The sequence below is a fragment of the Mycetohabitans sp. B2 genome (assembly GCF_021733735.1).
GTDB lineage: Bacteria > Pseudomonadota > Gammaproteobacteria > Burkholderiales > Burkholderiaceae > Mycetohabitans > Mycetohabitans rhizoxinica.
Genome location: NZ_JAHKSP010000029.1, coordinates 1 through 16,035, shown reverse-complemented (window position 1 = coordinate 16,035; position 16,035 = coordinate 1). Strand labels below are relative to the sequence as shown.

Here is a 16,035-nt window from a genome sequence, read left to right as displayed (position 1 = left end):
TGCTGTCCATTACCCGGCGTTCTGCGCGAAACCCGCGGCCGTTTCCATATCGACCGCGACGATTCGCGACACGCCTTGTTCCTGCATCGTCACGCCGATCAACTGCTGGGCCATTTCCATTGCGATCTTATTGTGCGAGATGAACAGGAACTGCGTCTTGTCCGACATCGCCCGTACCAGGTTCGCGAAGCGTTCGGTATTGGCGTCGTCCAGCGGCGCATCGACCTCATCCAGCAAGCAAAATGGCGCCGGATTGAGCTGGAACATCGCAAACACCAACGCCGTCGCGGTCAGCGCCTTCTCGCCGCCGGACAGCAGGTGGATAGTCGAATTCTTTTTGCCCGGCGGCTGCGCCATCACCTGTACGCCGGCATCGAGGATCTCCGCGCCCGTCATGATTAGTTTGGCCTGTCCACCGCCGAACAACCGTGGGAACAGTTCGCCGAAATGCCGGTTGACTTCATCGAAGGTGCCTTGCAACAGCGCCCGCGTCTCCTCGTCGATCTTGCGGATAGCGTCCTCGAGCGTCTCGATCGCGTGCTGCAGGTCGGCCGACTGCGCATCCAGGAACTGCTTGCGTTCGCGGGCCGCGCTCAATTCGTCCAACGCCGCCATGTTCACCGGGCCCAGCGCGGTGATGGCGTTATTGATTCGCGTCACCTCACCCTGCAGGTACGATGGCTTCATGTCCGCGCCGAGCTTGGCTTGCAGCGCCGTCTCATCGACGCCGGCTGCCTCCAGTTGCTCGACGAACTGCTCGCGATTGAGCCGTGCCGCCTGCTCCTTGAGCTGCAACTCGGTAATCTTGTCACGCAGCGGCTGCAGCGAGCGCTCCGCGGCCAGGCGCTGCTCGTCGGCCTGCCGCAATTGGCCGGTCAGCGCATCGAGTTCGGCACGCGCGGCCTGCAGCGCGTTCTCACGCTCGCTACGCCATGCCAGCGCTTGCTGCAGCCCGGTATGGGCCGTTTGCTCGTTGATCGTTTCCAGTTCCGCGCGCGCCTCTTGCAGCGCGCCGGCGACGCGCGCGTCCTGCTCCAGCGCGACCTGGATACTGCGCGTGAGCGCCTCGATGCGGGCCGCGACATCGCGCTGCGCATAGACCGCATCTTGAGCCGCGCGCTCCAGTTCCCGCGCCTTCTGGCGTGCGTCGGCCAGGGTTTCGTCGAGCGCCTCGAACGCCAGCTGCTCTTCTTCGAAGCGTGCCTGCAGTTCAGCCAGCTCGGTGTCGAAACGCTCGAAATTGCTCTCGGACTCGCTGCGCAGGGCCCGCTGCTCGTCGATCTGCGCGGCGATCTCATCGAGTTCCTCGCCGATCTGCACGCTGCGTTGCGTGTAACGCTCGTGCGCCTGGGTCAGCTTGAGCACGTCCAGTTGCAATGCATGGACCCGCTGCGTCGCGCGTTCGACCTGTGCCCGCGCGTCGGCCAACGCCTGCGTCGCCTGCGTATGCGCGGCCTCGGCGCGCACCGCGGCGCCGCGCGCTTCATCCGCCAATAGCGCCTGGGCGCGGACCTCGCGCCCGAGATTGTCGATTTCCTGTTGCCGTGCAAGCATGCCGGCCTGCTCGGAATCGGCTGCATACAGTTGCACGCCGACGCGGGTGACCAGATGGCCGGCCTGGACAACAAAGCATCCGCCATCTGGCAGCTGGGCACGCGCGGCCAGTGCCTGGCCGAGATCGTCGGCTACGAACGCATTGGCGAGCCAGTCGCCGAGCACCGCGCGCAGTCCCGGGTCATCGATGCGCAGTAGCGCCAGCAACGGCCGCAGTCCAGCCGGCGTCTGCAGCGGCTTGCCGGCCGGCGGGGGCGCATAGAACGCGAGTTTGGCCGGCGGCGCGTCGGTGGCAAACGCGTTGACCCAATCCAGATTCGAGACCTCGAGCGCGGCCAGTCGCTCGCGCAAGACCGATTCCAGCGCCATTTCCCAGCCGGGCTCAATGTGCAGCTTCTTCCACAGGCGCGGCAGCGCAGCCAGTTCGTGCTTGTCCAGCCACGGCTGAAGCTTGCCCTGCGTCTGCACATTTTGCTGCAACTGCTTGAGCGCGGCCAAGCGCGCATCAAGCTGGTGGATCCGTGCGTTTTCCTGTTGCACGCGCTCCTGCGCGGCGCGGCGCGCCTCGTCTAGCTGCGGCGCCTGCTGTTGCGCGTCGGCGAGCCGTTGCTGCGCATCGTCCAGCATCTGCTCATGCTCAGCCAACTGCATGCGCAGTTCTTCAAGTTGCGCCTCGTCCGGCGCATCCAGCCCCTGCCGCTCACTCCTCAGGCGCTCCAGCCGCACCTGCAACTGCTGCAACTGCTGGTCAGCGTTGCGCTGATGCGCCGCCTCCAGCTTCAACGCTTGTTCCGTTTGCGCGATCGCGCTCCGCTCGTCATTGAGCTTGGCCTGCGCATCGCGCCACCGCGCTTCCAACGCCGGCAGCGCATCGTTTTGCGCAGCCGCGTCGTCCTGCGTGCGCGCCGCCCGCTCCTCGGCCTCGGCCAGCAACGCGTGCGCGTCGGCCAGTTCGTCGCGTGCCTGCTCGGCCTGCCTCTGCCACTGATCCCGCTGCGCGGTGAGCGCCGCAATCTGGTTCTGCGCACGATTGCGCGACTCGACGATGAATTTGATCTCCGCTTCCAGCCGGCTGACCTCGGCATTGGCCTCGTACAGCGTCCCTTGCGCGCCCTGCATCGCATCGCTGGCCGCGTAGTGCGCGACGCGCATCGTCTCCAGTTGCGCCTCGACTTCGCGCAGCCTCGCCATCTGCGCCTCAAGCTCGACCTGCGCGGCACCGATCGCCCGCTGTTGGCGCTCCTGCTCGGCCTGCGCCTCGTTCTTGCGCAGCAGCCACAGCAGGCGCTGCTTTTCCTCGCCCTCGGCCTGCAACGCCTTGAACTGCTGCGCGATCATGGCCTGCCCCTCGAGCTTGTCCAGGTTCGTGCCAAGTTCGCGCACGATATCCTCGACGCGAGTCAGGTTGTCGCGCGTGTCATTCAGGCGGTTCGCCGTCTCCCGGCGCCGCTCCTTATACTTGGACACACCGGCCGCCTCCTCCAGGAAGACGCGCAACTCCTCGGGCTTGGCCTCGATGATCCGCGCGATCATCCCTTGGCCAATGATCGCGTACGCGCGCGGGCCCAGGCCTGTGCCCAGAAAGATGTCCTGGATGTCGCGCCGACGCGCCGGCAGGTTGTTGATATAGTAGCTGGACGTGCCGTCACGCGTGAGCACGCGCTTGACCGCGATTTCTGCGTATTGGCTCCATTGGCCCGCCGCCCGCCCGTCGCCATTGTCGAACACCAACTCGACGCTGGCGCGACTGGCCGGCTTGCGCGCGGTCGAGCCGTTGAAGATCACGTCCTGCATCGATTCGCCGCGCAACTCGGACGCGCGTGATTCGCCGAGCACCCAGCGCACCGCGTCGATGATGTTCGACTTGCCACAGCCATTGGGGCCGACGACGCCAACGAGCTGGCCCGGCACCTGGAAATGAGTCAGATCGACGAAGGACTTGAAGCCAGCGAGCTTGATCGAGGTCAGACGCACGGCGATATTCGCTGTTTTAAAGAGATTGCATGGAGTCCGCGCGGCACCCATGCGGCGCCCGGACGTTCGGGCCCAATCATACCATTGCCGATTGGCGGCCCAAACCGGCTCGGGCCGTTCGTCACGCAGCGTGTCGTGCCGGCGGCACGCCCGCGCAGGCACGCTATAATTATAGCTTTGCGAATCAACCCGCTTTCAATGCGGCGGCCGCGTGCATCGACGCGGCGGCGCCTGTCCTCGCTGCCGATATGGCAGCCCGACGCCGTGCCCGACGCCGCCACAAAGGCCTGCTAGTGAATCCGCGTCTTAACCTGTTGCAACCGTATCCATTTGAAAAGCTGCGCGCGCTATTCGACGGCGTGCCCCCTTCGCCAGCCCATGCGCCGATCAGTTTTGGTATCGGTGAGCCGAAGCATCCGACGCCGGCGCTGGTTCACGAGGCCGTCCGCGCGTCGCTCGAGGGATTGGCGTCGTACCCTGCGACCGCCGGCACGCCGCCGTTGCGGCACGCGATCGCAGCGTGGCTGCAACGCCGCTATGGATTGCCGGCGGTGGACCCGGCCACCGACGTGCTGCCAGTGGTCGGCTCACGCGAGGCGCTGTTCGCGTTCGCCCAAACGGTCATCGATCCCAGTCGCACAAGCGATGCGAGTCAGCCGCCGGTCGTGCTGTGCCCGAATCCGTTTTATCAAATCTACGAAGGGGCGGCGCTGCTCGCCGGTGCGCAGCCGTACTATGTAAACAGCGATCCGGCCCGCCACTACGCATGCGATTACGGCACGGTGCCGCATGATGTCTGGGCACGCACGCAGCTGCTGTACGTGTGCTCCCCGGGCAATCCGACCGGGGCCGTGTTGGGCCTGGACGATTGGCGGGAGATTTTCGCCCTATCCGAGCGCTTCGGTTTCACTATCGCGTCCGACGAGTGCTACTCTGAGATCTACTTCGACGAGCGCAACCCGCCGCTTGGTGCACTGCAGGCCGCCCACGCACTGGGTCGTGGCTTCGAGCGCATCGTGATGTTCTCCAGCCTGTCCAAGCGCTCGAACGTGCCGGGAATGCGCTCCGGATTCGTGGCAGGCGACGCATCGATCCTGAAACGCTTCCTATTGTTCCGCACTTATCACGGTTCGGCGTTGAGCCCCGTCTACCAGGCCGCGAGCATCGCCGCGTGGGGCGACGAGCAGCACGTGCGCGACAACCGCCGGGAGTACGTTGAGAAATTCGGCATCGTCACCCCGATGCTGGCCGACGTGCTGGATGTCACGATGCCCGACGCGGGGTTCTACCTGTGGGCGCAGGTGTCGCGCACCGGCTTGGACGATTGCGCATTCGCGCGGCGCTTGTACGCCGACTATAATGTCACCGTCCTACCGGGCTCCTATCTCGCGCGTACCGCGCACGGCGCCAACCCGGGACGCAACTACGTGCGCATCGCGCTGGTCGCAGACACCGCCGAATGCGTCGAAGGCGCGCGACGCATCGTCCAATTCTGTCACAGCCTGTAGCGCACCGACGCCTGCCGCGCGGCGCGCACGCATTGCATCGATATCAACCACACTCGAGTCATCAAGCCATGTCGCAACCCTTGCAGCAGATCATCGACACCGCGTGGGAAAACCGCGCCGAGCTGTCACCGAAGTCCGCCCCCGCCGACATCCGCGAGGCTGTCGCACACGTGATCGGCGAGCTGGACCGCGGCACGCTTCGCGTGGCCGAAAAGAAGGACGGCGACTGGGTCGTCAACCAATGGCTGAAAAAGGCAGTACTGCTGTCGTTCCGGCTTGAGGACAACGTGCCGATGGCTGCCGGCGGCTACTCGCAGTTCTACGACAAGGTGCCGTCCAAGTTCGCGAACTACACGCCAGAGGACTTCGCCGCCGGCGGCTTTCGTGTCGTGCCGCCGGCGATCGCGCGCCGCGGCTCGTATATCGCGAAGAACGTCGTGCTGATGCCGTCGTACACCAACATCGGCGCATACGTCGACGAAGGCACGATGGTCGATACGTGGGCCACCGTTGGCTCATGCGCGCAGATTGGCAAAAACGTTCACCTGTCCGGAGGGGTCGGCATCGGCGGCGTGCTCGAGCCGCTGCAGGCCAATCCGGTGATCATCGAAGACAACTGCTTTATCGGCGCGCGCTCTGAAGTCGTCGAAGGTGTGATCGTCGGGGAGAACTCGGTGATCTCGATGGGCGTCTATCTCGGCCAGAGCACGAAGATCTATGATCGCGAGACCGGCGAAGTCATGTACGGCCGCGTGCCGCCGGGTTCCGTCGTCGTGGCCGGCAACCTGCCGTCGGCCGACGGCAAATACAGCCTGTACTGCGCGGTGATCGTCAAGAAAGTCGATGCCAAGACCCGTTCGAAGGTCGGCATCAACGAACTGCTGCGGGGCGACTGAATGGCCACCAGCAAGTCGCGCGGCAACGCGCTGACCATCTACGGGATCCCGAACTGCGACACCGTGAAAAAGGCGCGCGACTGGCTTGACGCGCACGGTGTCGCGTACGCATTCCACGACGTCAAGAAGGCCGGCGTCAACGCCGCATTGCTGCGCGACTGGCTCGCCCAGGTGCCGCTGGACACGCTCGTGAACCGGCGCGGCACCACGTGGCGCGCGCTCAGCGACGAGCAAAAGGCGGCAGCCGGCACAACCGACGGCGCCATCGCATTAATGATCGACAAGCCGTCGGTGATCAAGCGTCCCGTGCTCGTGGCCGACGACGGCATCAAGGCGGTCGGCTTCTCAGCCGACCAGTATCAAACGCTGTTCTGACCTTTTCTGCCCATGAGCCGCACGCTTGCCCTGACCGAGGCCCTAATCGGCCGAGCGTCCGTCACGCCCGAGGACGCCGGCTGCCAGGCATTGATGGCTGAGCGCCTCGTGGCGCTCGGCTTCACCTGCGAAACCATTGCCGAGGGCGGTGTCACCAACCTGTGGGCGCTCAAGCGCGGCGCTGACGGCCCGGCGGGCAAGCTGCTGGCGTTCGCCGGCCACACCGACGTGGTGCCGACCGGGCCGCTCGAGCAATGGCGCAGCGATCCATTCGTCCCGGTGCGACGCGACGGCCGACTATACGGACGCGGCGCGGCTGACATGAAGGCGTCGCTGGCCGCCTTTGTCGTCGCAGCCGAGGAATTCGTCGCCGCCCATCCGCAGCACCGCGGCTCGATCGGCCTGCTGATCACCAGCGATGAGGAGGGACCGGCGCGCTATGGCACGGTCAAGGTAGTCGAGCGGCTTGAAGCGCGCGGCGAACGCCTGGACTACTGCGTGGTCGGCGAGCCGACCTCCAGCGAGCGCTTCGGCGACACGGTGAAGAACGGGCGACGCGGCTCGCTGTCTGGCACGTTAACCGTGCGTGGCATACAGGGTCATATCGCGTACCCGCACTTAGCCAAGAATCCGGTGCACCTGCTCGCGCCCGCGCTGGCTGAGCTCGTGCGCGTAGCATGGGACCAGGGCAACGAATACTTCCCACCGACCACGTGGCAGATATCGAACCTGCATGCCGGAACTGGCGCGACCAATATCATCCCGGGCAGCGCGAGTATCGACTTCAACTTCCGCTTCTCGACCGCGACGACGCCCGACGAGTTGAAAGCGCGCGTGCACGCGATCCTCGACGCCCACGGGCTGGACTACACATTGACGTGGAACCTGAACGGCATGCCGTTCCTCACACCGCGCGGCGAGCTGTCCAACGCGATCGAGCAGGCGATCGAGGCCGAGACCGGCATACGCCCCGTGCTCTCGACCACCGGCGGCACCTCCGATGGCCGCTTTATTGCGCGAATCTGCAAGCAAGTCATCGAGTTTGGCCCGTGTAACGCGTCGATCCACAAGGTCGATGAACATATCGAGTTGGCCCACATTGAGCCACTGAAAAACGTTTATCGGGGCGTACTGGAGCGTCTCGTCGTGTGACGTACGGAACGGTTGGCGCCGCCGTGGCGATGCCAGACGCAGCCTGGCCCGGCCGCCGGCGACGTCAAGCTCAATACGTCGCTGGTGCCTCATGCCGCCGTGCCCCTTCCTACCCACCAACGCTCAACCCGGCCCTCATGCCGTCGCTTACCATGAATCATCCGTTTTCGACCGTCCGCGACTTGCTGCGCTACGCGGTCACCCGCTTCAACCAAGCTCAATTGGCATTCGGCCACGGCAGTGCAAACGCTTATGACGAAGCCGCGTATCTGGTGCTCCATACGCTGCACCTACCGCTCGACACGCTGGACCCTTTCCTCGATGCCCGTCTGCTGGACGAGGAAGTCGGCGCGGTACTCGACATCATTGAACGGCGCGTCACGCAGCGGTTGCCGGCCGCCTATCTGACCCACGAAGCTTGGTTACACGGCTATCGCTTCCATGTCGATGAGCGCGTGATCGTGCCACGTTCGCTCATCGGCGAGTTGCTGCTCGAGCGGCTGTCGCCATGGATTGACGCACCCGACGAACTGGGCGCGGTGCTCGAGTTGTGCACCGGCTCCGGCTGCCTTGCGATCATGGCGGCCGACGCGTTCCCAGGCGCCGAGATCGACGCGGTCGACCTGTCGGCGCACGCGCTGCAGGTGGCGCAGCGCAACGTCGACGACTATGACTTGAATGAGCGGGTCACACTGTTCGAAGGCGATCTGTTCGAGCCGCTGCCGCAGCGCCAGTACGATTTGATTCTGGCCAATCCGCCTTACGTCAACGAGGCGTCGATGCAGGCATTGCCCGCCGAGTATCGCCACGAACCGGCCATGGCACTGGCGGGAGGCTCAGACGGCATGGATATCGTGCGCCGGATCATCGGCGCCGCACGCGACTGGTTGACCGATGACGGGGTGCTCGTCATTGAAATCGGCAACGAACGGCCCCACGTCGAGGCTGCATTCGGGGGCCTGCCGTTGACGTGGCTGCCAACCCACGCCGGCGACGACAGCGTATTTCTACTGCGCGCGTCGGACCTGCCACGTCGCCAATCATGATGCACGGCAGCCCTGTCGTGGTATAGCATCGCTGAACAAGAAGACACAACCGCACGCTGCGGCGCCACATCGCCCCAGTGTATGCGCCGTTGCGGCATGCACGCCACATCGGCGCTGCCGAAAAAGCGCCACGACGGGTAAGATGCAAGACATGCCGCACCGCGCGAGCTGTCATTGGCCCGCTTTCCCGCATGCAACTGGATTGGCTCCATCTCGGTACATTGGTCGCTTGTGCGCATGGGCTCGGCGTCATCGCCGCCTGCCATGCGATTCTCCACACGCGTACGTCGCAAGGGGCGATCGCGTGGGCGGTTTCGCTCGTCGCGATGCCCTACTTGACGCTGGTTCCGTACCTTTTCCTGGGGCGTAGCCGTTTCGAGGGTTATGTCGACGCGCGACGCGTCGAGTACGAGGCGATCCGGGAGCGGCGTTTGGATCTGGTCGGCGACATCGGCACGCAATCCGACGCGCTGGACAGCGCGCCAGTTAATCGGCTGGGCGTACAGACGATCACCGCACTGTCGTCACTCGCGCACATGCCGTTTTTGGCCGGCAACCACGTGCGCACGCTGGTCAACGGCGAGGCAACGTTTGCGGCGATCTTCGACGCAATCGACACCGCACGTCACTACGTGCTCATCCAGTTCTTCATCATTCGGGCCGACACAGTCGGCGACATGCTGCGCGATGCACTGCTGGCCAAGGCGGCACAAGGGGTGCAAGTGCATTTGCTGTATGACAGCATCGGCAGTATTGACCTGCCAGCGGCCTACGTCAGCGCGCTGCGTGCCGGCGGCGTGCAGGTGCATGCGTTCGCCACCAACCGCCGCTTCGTCAACCGCTTCCAACTTAATTTCCGCAATCACCGCAAAATCATCGTCGTCGATGGCGAACGCGCATTCATCGGCGGCCACAACGTCGGTATTGAATATTTGGGTGGCAAACCACCATTATCGCCGTGGCGTGATACGCACATAGAAGTGCGCGGGCCCGTGGTGAAGCAAATCGAATTCGTGTTCGTCGAGGATTGGTTCTGGGCCACGCAGCGGCTGCCCCGTACCACGCCGCCCATCCGCCCGTGCGGTGGCAACATGCATTGCCAGGTCATCGCCAGCGGTCCGGCCGACCGCCAGGAAACCTGCTCGTTGTTCTTCGTTGCAGCGATTCATGCGGCACGCGAGCGCATCTGGATCACCAGCCCTTACTTGATACCCGATGAGGCCGTATTCGCCGCCCTCAGGCTCGCCGTGATGCGCGGCGTCGACGTGCGCGTGCTGATTCCGTCGCGTCGCGATCATATCGTCGTTTTTGAAGCCTCCCGACTGTACGCCCATGACATGGCACATGCGGGCGTCCAAGTCTTCCGCTATCGGCCCGGCTTCCTTCACCAGAAGGTCGTGCTAATCGATTGTGTCGCCGCCGCAATCGGCAGTGCGAACCTCGATAATCGGTCATTTCGTCTGAACTTCGAGATCATGCTATTGACTGTCGATTCCACGTTTGCCGCAGAGGTCGCGGCCATGCTCGAGGCCGATTTCGCGTTGTCTGATCCGGTCCAAGCCAGCGAATACGCGCGCACACCGGCGTGGCGGCGCATGGCGATGCACGTCGCGCGGCTGTTCGCGCCGATTCTATAGCGGCGCGGGCTCAATGCGATAAGCGGGTGCCGCCTGCGTCAACAGTAGAAGCGTGGCGGCCAATGACAATTTCAATGCAGCTTCATCATGCCCTCTTCTCTAAAATTCATAGCAATGCCTACGCGTTTGATTGCATTGCTAATACAAATCGACCCATCGGATCGATCTTCGAAATGCCGACGTTACCGTCCTTTGACGGCGTGGTCCCGGATGACTTTAGTGTCACGCCGCAAAGTGTTCGTCGAACCGCAATCTTTTCCTGATAGCTATGCGTTGGCCGCCAGATTCCGCTCTAAACAAGCCATCCGCGCGAAACGCCGTACTTTTTGCCACTTACCATTAAGATTGTACGGTCCGTCGGATGGCCGGACACAAAGTAGCGTGCAGTCCTGCCGGGGGATAGGTCCGAGACAGGCTGCCGCCGAGCTTGCGTTTTGACGGCTTCAATCCGTCCAAACCGAACCGCCACACGCAGCGCGCGACCAGCGTCAGCTGCACAGGAAAGGAGAACCAATGAAGAAGCGAGCGATGACCATTGTGGCCTTTAGTGGCCTTGCCGCGAATGCCGCTTGGGCACAGAGCAACGTCACGTTATATGGAGCCGTGGACAACGGGATTGGCTATCAAACTAGCCAGACAACGCCGGGCTCGGTCAATGGCGGACGCTCGGCCATCAAGATGGCTCACGGCGTCTGGTTAGGTAACCGCATCGGCTTCAAGGGCGACGAAGATCTTGGCGGCGGGCTGAAGGCCCTATTCACGCTGGAAGCCGGTTTCAACGGCGCAAATGGCGAAGCCCTATTCGAGAAAAACGCTCAGTTTGGTCGGCAGGCATTCGTGGGTATGGCGCATCCTGAGTTCGGGACCGTGACGGCGGGCCGCCAATATACAGCCTATTACACATTGCTCGCGCCATATAGTCCGACAACGTGGCTCACGGCGTACGGCTCGCACCCAGGCGACATCAGCTCCCTTAATCTGGCGTACCGTACGAACAGTTCGATTGTCTATATGTCCCCCAACCTCAATGGACTGAAGTTCGGAGGATCATATGCATTCGCGGGCGTGCCCGGCAGTGCGTACCGTGGTTCGACGTGGAGTGCGGGCGTGCAATATATCAACGGACCACTCGGTATCGCTGCGGGATTTCAACGCATCAATAACGCCGCCGTCGGTGGCGGCGAATGGGATGTGCAATCGGCGACCACCTCCAACGGCAAGCCCCCTGTGTCGGCGATCAACTATGGGTACCAAACCGCGCAGGCACAACAACGCGTCGGCGTGACAGGCGGGTGGCAATTCGCGCCCGAATTTGATATTTCGCTCTCTTATACGAACACACAGTACGTGCCAGGCATGCTGTCGCGCTTTCGTAATCAGGCCGTGTTCAATGCGGCGGGTGTCGTGCTGCACTGGAAACCGAGCCCAGTGTGGGACCTCGCTGCCGGCTACAACCATGCGCGCGCAAGTAAGGCCAACGGAATCGAGCACGCAGCACGGTATAATCAGTTCAATCTGTCGCAGTACTATAGCCTGTCCAAGCGTACCGGCATCTACATGGTGCAGGCTTACCAGCGCGCAAGCGGCAATACGTTTACTGTGGCACCGGACGGCACCACGGGCGTGGTCAAGGCCACTGCGTCGATCGGCGATGTGATGAACAGTGCGCCCTCGTCATCGCAGAGTCAATTTGCCGCCGCTGCAGGGATCGTGCACCGGTTCTAAGTTGTCGCGGTCTTGATCGAAGCGCTAACAGCTGCTCGTTCATGGCAGCAGCAGCGCACACCTGGCTGCGTGTCCGCGTGGACACGCAGCCACACAGAAAGCTGCACTAAGAAGCTGCGTTCATGGTCCACCGATGGTCTCGCCATCCGCTAGTCGATGGGCAAGGGCCCTGCGTCGAGGACACGCTCCCATCACGTGCGTCGGCCAACCAATACAAGAAGACGCACCAGCACGTATGCCGACAAGTTCAGCCGCTTCAAAGCAACTTTTCGATATCCGGCTCGATCGCGTCGGGCTTGGTGACAGGCGCATAGCGCTTGACCGGCCTGCCTTCCCGATCGATCAAAAACTTGGTGAAGTTCCACTTGATCGCCTCGGTCCCGAGCACGCCGGGCGCTTCCCCGGTCAAATAGCGATACAGCGGGTGCGCATGGGCGCCGTTGACATCGATCTTGTCAAACATCGGGAACGTGACCTGGTAGTTTTTCGCGCAAAATGCGCCGATCTGCTGCGCGTCGCCCGGTTCCTGTTTGCCAAACTGGTTGCACGGAAAGCCCAATATCTCCAGGCCGCGCGCCGCATATCGCTCATACAAAGCCTGCAACCCCGCATATTGCGGCGTGAACCCGCATTCACTGGCGGTATTGACGATTAGCAGGACCTTGCCGCGGTAACGCTCCAGCGAAATGTCGTCGCCCTGCAGCGAGCGCGCAGAGAATGAATAAAGCTGGCTCATCTGGACTCCTTGTACGAACACGAGGTAATACGTGCAGTGTAGAGCAACTCCGGGCTGCTCGGCATCGGCCGGACGCACCACTGTCCGATGCCGGGCCGATCTACAATAATGTCTTTCCACGCATCTCCATGATGGTCCTCTGCCGTGATCCGCTTCAACCAACTTAGTCTGTCGCGCGGCACGAAGTCGCTTTTCGAAGGAGCCACCTTCACGCTGAACCCGGGCGAAAAAGCCGGCCTGATCGGCGCGAATGGCGCTGGCAAGTCGACGCTGTTCGCCCTTTTACGAGGTCAACTGCAGCCGGATGCCGGCGAACTCGCGCTGCCGCCATCATGGCGCATCGCGCATGTGGCACAGGAAACGCCCGCGGTCGAGCGCAGCGCGCTCGACTACACGCTGGACGGTGACACGGAATTGCGCAACATCGAGGCACGTATCGCCGCGGCGTGCGCCGCCGACGACGGCGCCGAGCAAGCGCTCGCGCATGCAGCACTGGCGGATGTCGACGGCTATTCGGCCCCAGCGCGCGCGCAAGCGCTGTTGCTCGGCCTAGGCTTCACGCTCGAGCAAACGCTGGCGCCGGTCGCCAGTTTTTCCGGTGGTTGGCGCATGCGGCTAAACCTCGCGCAGGCGCTGATGTCGCGCTCCGACCTGCTCTTGCTAGACGAGCCCACGAACCACCTAGATTTGGACGCCATCGTGTGGCTTGAAGACTGGCTGCATCGCTACGCGGGTACACTGATCGTCATTTCGCATGACCGGGAATTTCTCGACTCAGTATGCAATGTCACGCTGCACCTAGAACAACGCCAGATCAAGCGTTACGGTGGTAACTATAGCCAATTCGAGGTCCAGCGGGCGCAACAGCTCGCGTTACAACAAAGCGCATACGAAAAGCAGCAGCGCACGATCGCACACCTACACAGTTTCATCGACCGATTCAAGGCCAAGGCCACGAAAGCGCGACAAGCGCAAAGCCGGATGAAGGCACTCGAAAAAATGGAACGCATCGCGCCGGCGCACGCGTCGTCACCGCTCACCTTCGAGTTTCGTGAACCCGCATGTGCCCCGAACCCGATGCTCGTGATGGAGCAGGTTCGCTGCGGTTATCCGTCGGACAGCGGCGGCGCGCCGGCCGTGATCGTCGACGACGTCAACGTATCGATTCAGAGTGGCCAGCGCATTGGTTTGCTCGGTGCGAACGGCCAAGGCAAGTCGACGTTGATCAAGACGCTGGCTGGCACCTTAGCGCCGATTGGGGGTGTCGTACGCAACGCAAAAGGATTGACGATCGGATATTTCGCGCAGCACCAACTCGAGACGTTGCGAGAAGACGACACGCCCCTGCAACATCTGGCTCGGCTTGCCCCGGACACGCGCGAGCAGGAATTGCGCGACTTCCTGGGTAGCTTCAACTTCAGCGGCGAAATGGCCACCACGCCGATCCGCCCGTTCTCGGGCGGCGAAAAAGCCCGCCTCGCCCTTGCATTGATTGTCTGGCAACGCCCCAATTTATTGCTGCTCGACGAGCCGACCAATCACCTCGATCTCGAAACGCGCCATGCGTTGACGATGGCACTGGCCCAGTTCGAAGGAACGCTGATTCTCGTGTCTCACGACCGGCATTTGCTGCGCGCGACGACCGATCAGTTTATGCTGGTCGCGAAGCACCGAATCGCGCCATTTGACGGCGACCTGGACGACTACCGCGACTGGCTGCTGCAACATGCAGCCGAGCAGCGCGAAGCGGCAAAACGGACCGGCCCGCAGGCTGACGCGCCAGCACCGGGTGCCGGCACGGCAAGTCACGGCGATGCTTCAGACATGACCCGTGCCGACCCGGCGATCAACCGCAAGGCACAACGCCGCGCCGATGCACAGGCCCGGCAAAAGACCGCGCAGTTGCGCAAGCCTTTACAGAACCAGATCGGTAAGATCGAGCAGCAGATGGACGCATTGAACACCGAAAAAGCCTCGCTGGAAGCGTTCATCGCGGCGCCGTCGAGCCATGAGCCAGCGCACAAGACGAGTCTGACCGACGCACTGAGGCGTCAGGCCGAAGTCTGCGATAAGATCGCCGCGCTCGAAGCCGAGTGGCTGGAACTAAGCGAAGCACTCGAGCAAATCGGCTGAAGGCGAGAGGGATTAGCGCCGCGCGTAATCGATGCGCTGCACGCCGTGCTCGGTGCCGACCAGGCACAGGTCGGCACCGCGCGCAGCGAACAGCCCGACGGTCACCACGCCCGGCCATTGATTCATGTCGCGCTCCAGCGCAACGGGATCGTCGATGGCCAGTGCCTTGACGTCGAGAATTTCATTGCCGTTGTCGGTCATGAATGGTGCACCGTCGTGCGTGAGCCTCAACACCGGCGTGCCAGCGGTCAACTGGGCGATGCGACGTGCCACCGCCACGCGTGCCATTGGCACGACTTCGACCGGTAACGGGAATGTGCCGAGCGTTGGCACTAGCTTGCTGCCATCCGCGATACACACGAATACGTCGGCGACCGATGCGACGATCTTCTCGCGCGTCAATGCCCCACCACCGCCCTTGATCATCGCGCCATGCGGATCGATCTCGTCCGCACCGTCCACGTAGACGGGCAACGATTCGACATCGCCTAACTCGAATACGCGAAACCCATGCGACAGCAGCCGGTTCGTCGTCGCAACGGAACTCGATACTGCCCCGCGATACCGGTCCCGGCTGCTAGCAAGCGCATCGATGAAGCAATTCGCGGTTGAGCCGGTCCCGACACCGATTACCGCCCCTTCTGGTACGTGAGTGTTCACATAATCGGCCGCCGCGTGGCCAACGAGTTGCTTGAGTTCTGCTTGAGTCATCTGGAGAGTACTGCAGAAAAATGTGGGATGGTGATAGTTTACCTGACCGGCTGCCACGTCACTCAATGCAGAGCGTTTGCCGGTGTCCGTCGGTGCTGTACCGGGAGCCTAGCACGATGCTCGTGGAGCATCATGCTGATTCTTGTTTGCCAGCTCATACTGAGCACCGCGCCGCTTTTACCCAGCAGGCAAACGGCAGCACCAGCGGCGCTTCGCCTCGACCTCGCGCAGGCTCAAATCCATCCGGCGCACGCAAGGACAGAGAAAATGCGCACCAAAAATCGGTTCGAGAGATCCGTTTTTGTCATCGCGACGGAGGACTACCGTGGAGGCATTGCGAACGGGCGGTGGTAAAGTAAGCGCCCCCATGATCCACGCTCGCCATGAAACGCTCCTCGACGATGACGCCGCACGATGCACTCTTCAAGCAGTTCCTCACGCATCCGGAAACCGCACGGGACTTTTTAAGCCTGCATTTGCCCACGCAGTGGTTGGCGCAGTGCGACCTGGACACGTTGCGTCTGGAGTCGGGCAGCTTTGTGGAAGAGGATCTACGCGCCTACTATTCGGACGTGCTGTGGTCGCTGC

12 protein-coding genes are annotated in these 16,035 nt (G+C 62.8%); 9 read left to right on the top strand and 3 right to left on the bottom strand.

The annotated features are described in order from the left end of the window. Positions 1–9: 9 nt before the first annotated feature. On the bottom strand, positions 10–3,528 hold the full coding sequence (gene smc / locus KPG66_RS06625; protein ID WP_041753478.1) for a chromosome segregation protein SMC: 3,519 nt from the start codon (positions 3,526–3,528) through the stop codon (positions 10–12). A 248-nt stretch (positions 3,529–3,776) separates the two neighbouring features. On the opposite strand from smc, the gene dapC reads away from it, so the two are divergent. The 7 genes from dapC (at position 3,777) to KPG66_RS06590 (ending at position 11,867) form a co-directional block, all read left to right on the top strand. Continuing rightward, positions 3,777–5,036: a succinyldiaminopimelate transaminase gene (gene dapC / locus KPG66_RS06620; protein ID WP_157864364.1), complete on the top strand. Its 1,260-nt coding sequence runs from the start codon at positions 3,777–3,779 to the stop codon at positions 5,034–5,036. Positions 5,037–5,104: 68 nt separating this feature from the next. Next, a complete protein-coding gene (gene dapD / locus KPG66_RS06615; RefSeq protein WP_041753475.1) occupies positions 5,105–5,932 on the top strand; it encodes a 2,3,4,5-tetrahydropyridine-2,6-dicarboxylate N-succinyltransferase in 828 nt (275 codons plus the stop codon). Further along, positions 5,933–6,307 carry an ArsC family reductase gene (locus KPG66_RS06610; protein ID WP_013435240.1) on the top strand — a complete coding sequence of 125 codons (375 nt, stop codon included), beginning with the start codon at positions 5,933–5,935 and terminating at the stop codon, positions 6,305–6,307. It begins immediately after the preceding gene. Between the two features lie 12 nt (positions 6,308–6,319). Further along, positions 6,320–7,459, top strand: a complete 1,140-nt coding sequence (gene dapE, locus KPG66_RS06605) for a succinyl-diaminopimelate desuccinylase (RefSeq protein ID WP_237070334.1) — start codon at positions 6,320–6,322, stop codon at positions 7,457–7,459. A 152-nt stretch (positions 7,460–7,611) separates the two neighbouring features. Then, complete coding sequence (gene prmB, locus KPG66_RS06600; RefSeq protein ID WP_237070333.1) at positions 7,612–8,505, top strand: 50S ribosomal protein L3 N(5)-glutamine methyltransferase; 894 nt, start codon at positions 7,612–7,614, stop codon at positions 8,503–8,505. A 191-nt stretch (positions 8,506–8,696) separates the two neighbouring features. Further along, positions 8,697–10,142 carry a cardiolipin synthase gene (gene cls / locus KPG66_RS06595; RefSeq protein WP_237070332.1) on the top strand — a complete coding sequence of 482 codons (1,446 nt, stop codon included), beginning with the start codon at positions 8,697–8,699 and terminating at the stop codon, positions 10,140–10,142. Positions 10,143–10,655: 513 nt separating this feature from the next. Then, the gene (locus KPG66_RS06590; RefSeq protein ID WP_013435235.1) at positions 10,656–11,867 is read left to right on the top strand and encodes a porin; all 1,212 of its coding nucleotides are present in this window, start codon (positions 10,656–10,658) and stop codon (positions 11,865–11,867) included. Positions 11,868–12,123: 256 nt separating this feature from the next. Here the strand turns inward: KPG66_RS06590 and KPG66_RS06585 are convergent, their stop codons facing one another. After that, complete coding sequence (locus KPG66_RS06585; protein WP_041753471.1) at positions 12,124–12,603, bottom strand: glutathione peroxidase; 480 nt, start codon at positions 12,601–12,603, stop codon at positions 12,124–12,126. A 144-nt stretch (positions 12,604–12,747) separates the two neighbouring features. Between KPG66_RS06585 and KPG66_RS06580 the strand changes: the two genes are divergently transcribed. Next, positions 12,748–14,736: an ATP-binding cassette domain-containing protein gene (locus tag KPG66_RS06580; protein WP_237070331.1), complete on the top strand. Its 1,989-nt coding sequence runs from the start codon at positions 12,748–12,750 to the stop codon at positions 14,734–14,736. Positions 14,737–14,748: 12 nt separating this feature from the next. Here KPG66_RS06580 and rpiA read toward each other — a convergent pair whose 3' ends face one another. Next, positions 14,749–15,447 (bottom strand): ribose-5-phosphate isomerase RpiA, encoded by a 699-nt coding sequence (gene rpiA, locus KPG66_RS06575; protein WP_041753469.1) that lies wholly within the window; start codon positions 15,445–15,447, stop codon positions 14,749–14,751. 383 nt (positions 15,448–15,830) lie between these two features. On the opposite strand from rpiA, the gene KPG66_RS06570 reads away from it, so the two are divergent. Next, the coding region (locus KPG66_RS06570; RefSeq protein ID WP_237070330.1) for an Rpn family recombination-promoting nuclease/putative transposase at positions 15,831–16,035 on the top strand (205 nt) is incomplete at its 3' end.

Excerpts from the sequence above, each read along its gene's own strand:
- dapD (WP_041753475.1), top strand. The coding sequence starts at position 5,105 with ATGTCGCAACCCTTGCAGCAGATCATCGACACCGCGTGGGAAAACCGC.
- KPG66_RS06590 (WP_013435235.1), top strand. The coding sequence starts at position 10,656 with ATGAAGAAGCGAGCGATGACCATTGTGGCCTTTAGTGGCCTTGCCGCG.
- KPG66_RS06610 (WP_013435240.1), top strand. The coding sequence starts at position 5,933 with ATGGCCACCAGCAAGTCGCGCGGCAACGCGCTGACCATCTACGGGATC.
- cls (WP_237070332.1), top strand. The coding sequence starts at position 8,697 with ATGCAACTGGATTGGCTCCATCTCGGTACATTGGTCGCTTGTGCGCAT.
- dapE (WP_237070334.1), top strand. The coding sequence starts at position 6,320 with ATGAGCCGCACGCTTGCCCTGACCGAGGCCCTAATCGGCCGAGCGTCC.
- KPG66_RS06585 (WP_041753471.1), bottom strand. The coding sequence starts at position 12,603 with ATGAGCCAGCTTTATTCATTCTCTGCGCGCTCGCTGCAGGGCGACGAC.
- prmB (WP_237070333.1), top strand. The coding sequence starts at position 7,612 with ATGAATCATCCGTTTTCGACCGTCCGCGACTTGCTGCGCTACGCGGTC.
- dapC (WP_157864364.1), top strand. The coding sequence starts at position 3,777 with ATGGCAGCCCGACGCCGTGCCCGACGCCGCCACAAAGGCCTGCTAGTG.
- rpiA (WP_041753469.1), bottom strand. The coding sequence starts at position 15,447 with ATGACTCAAGCAGAACTCAAGCAACTCGTTGGCCACGCGGCGGCCGAT.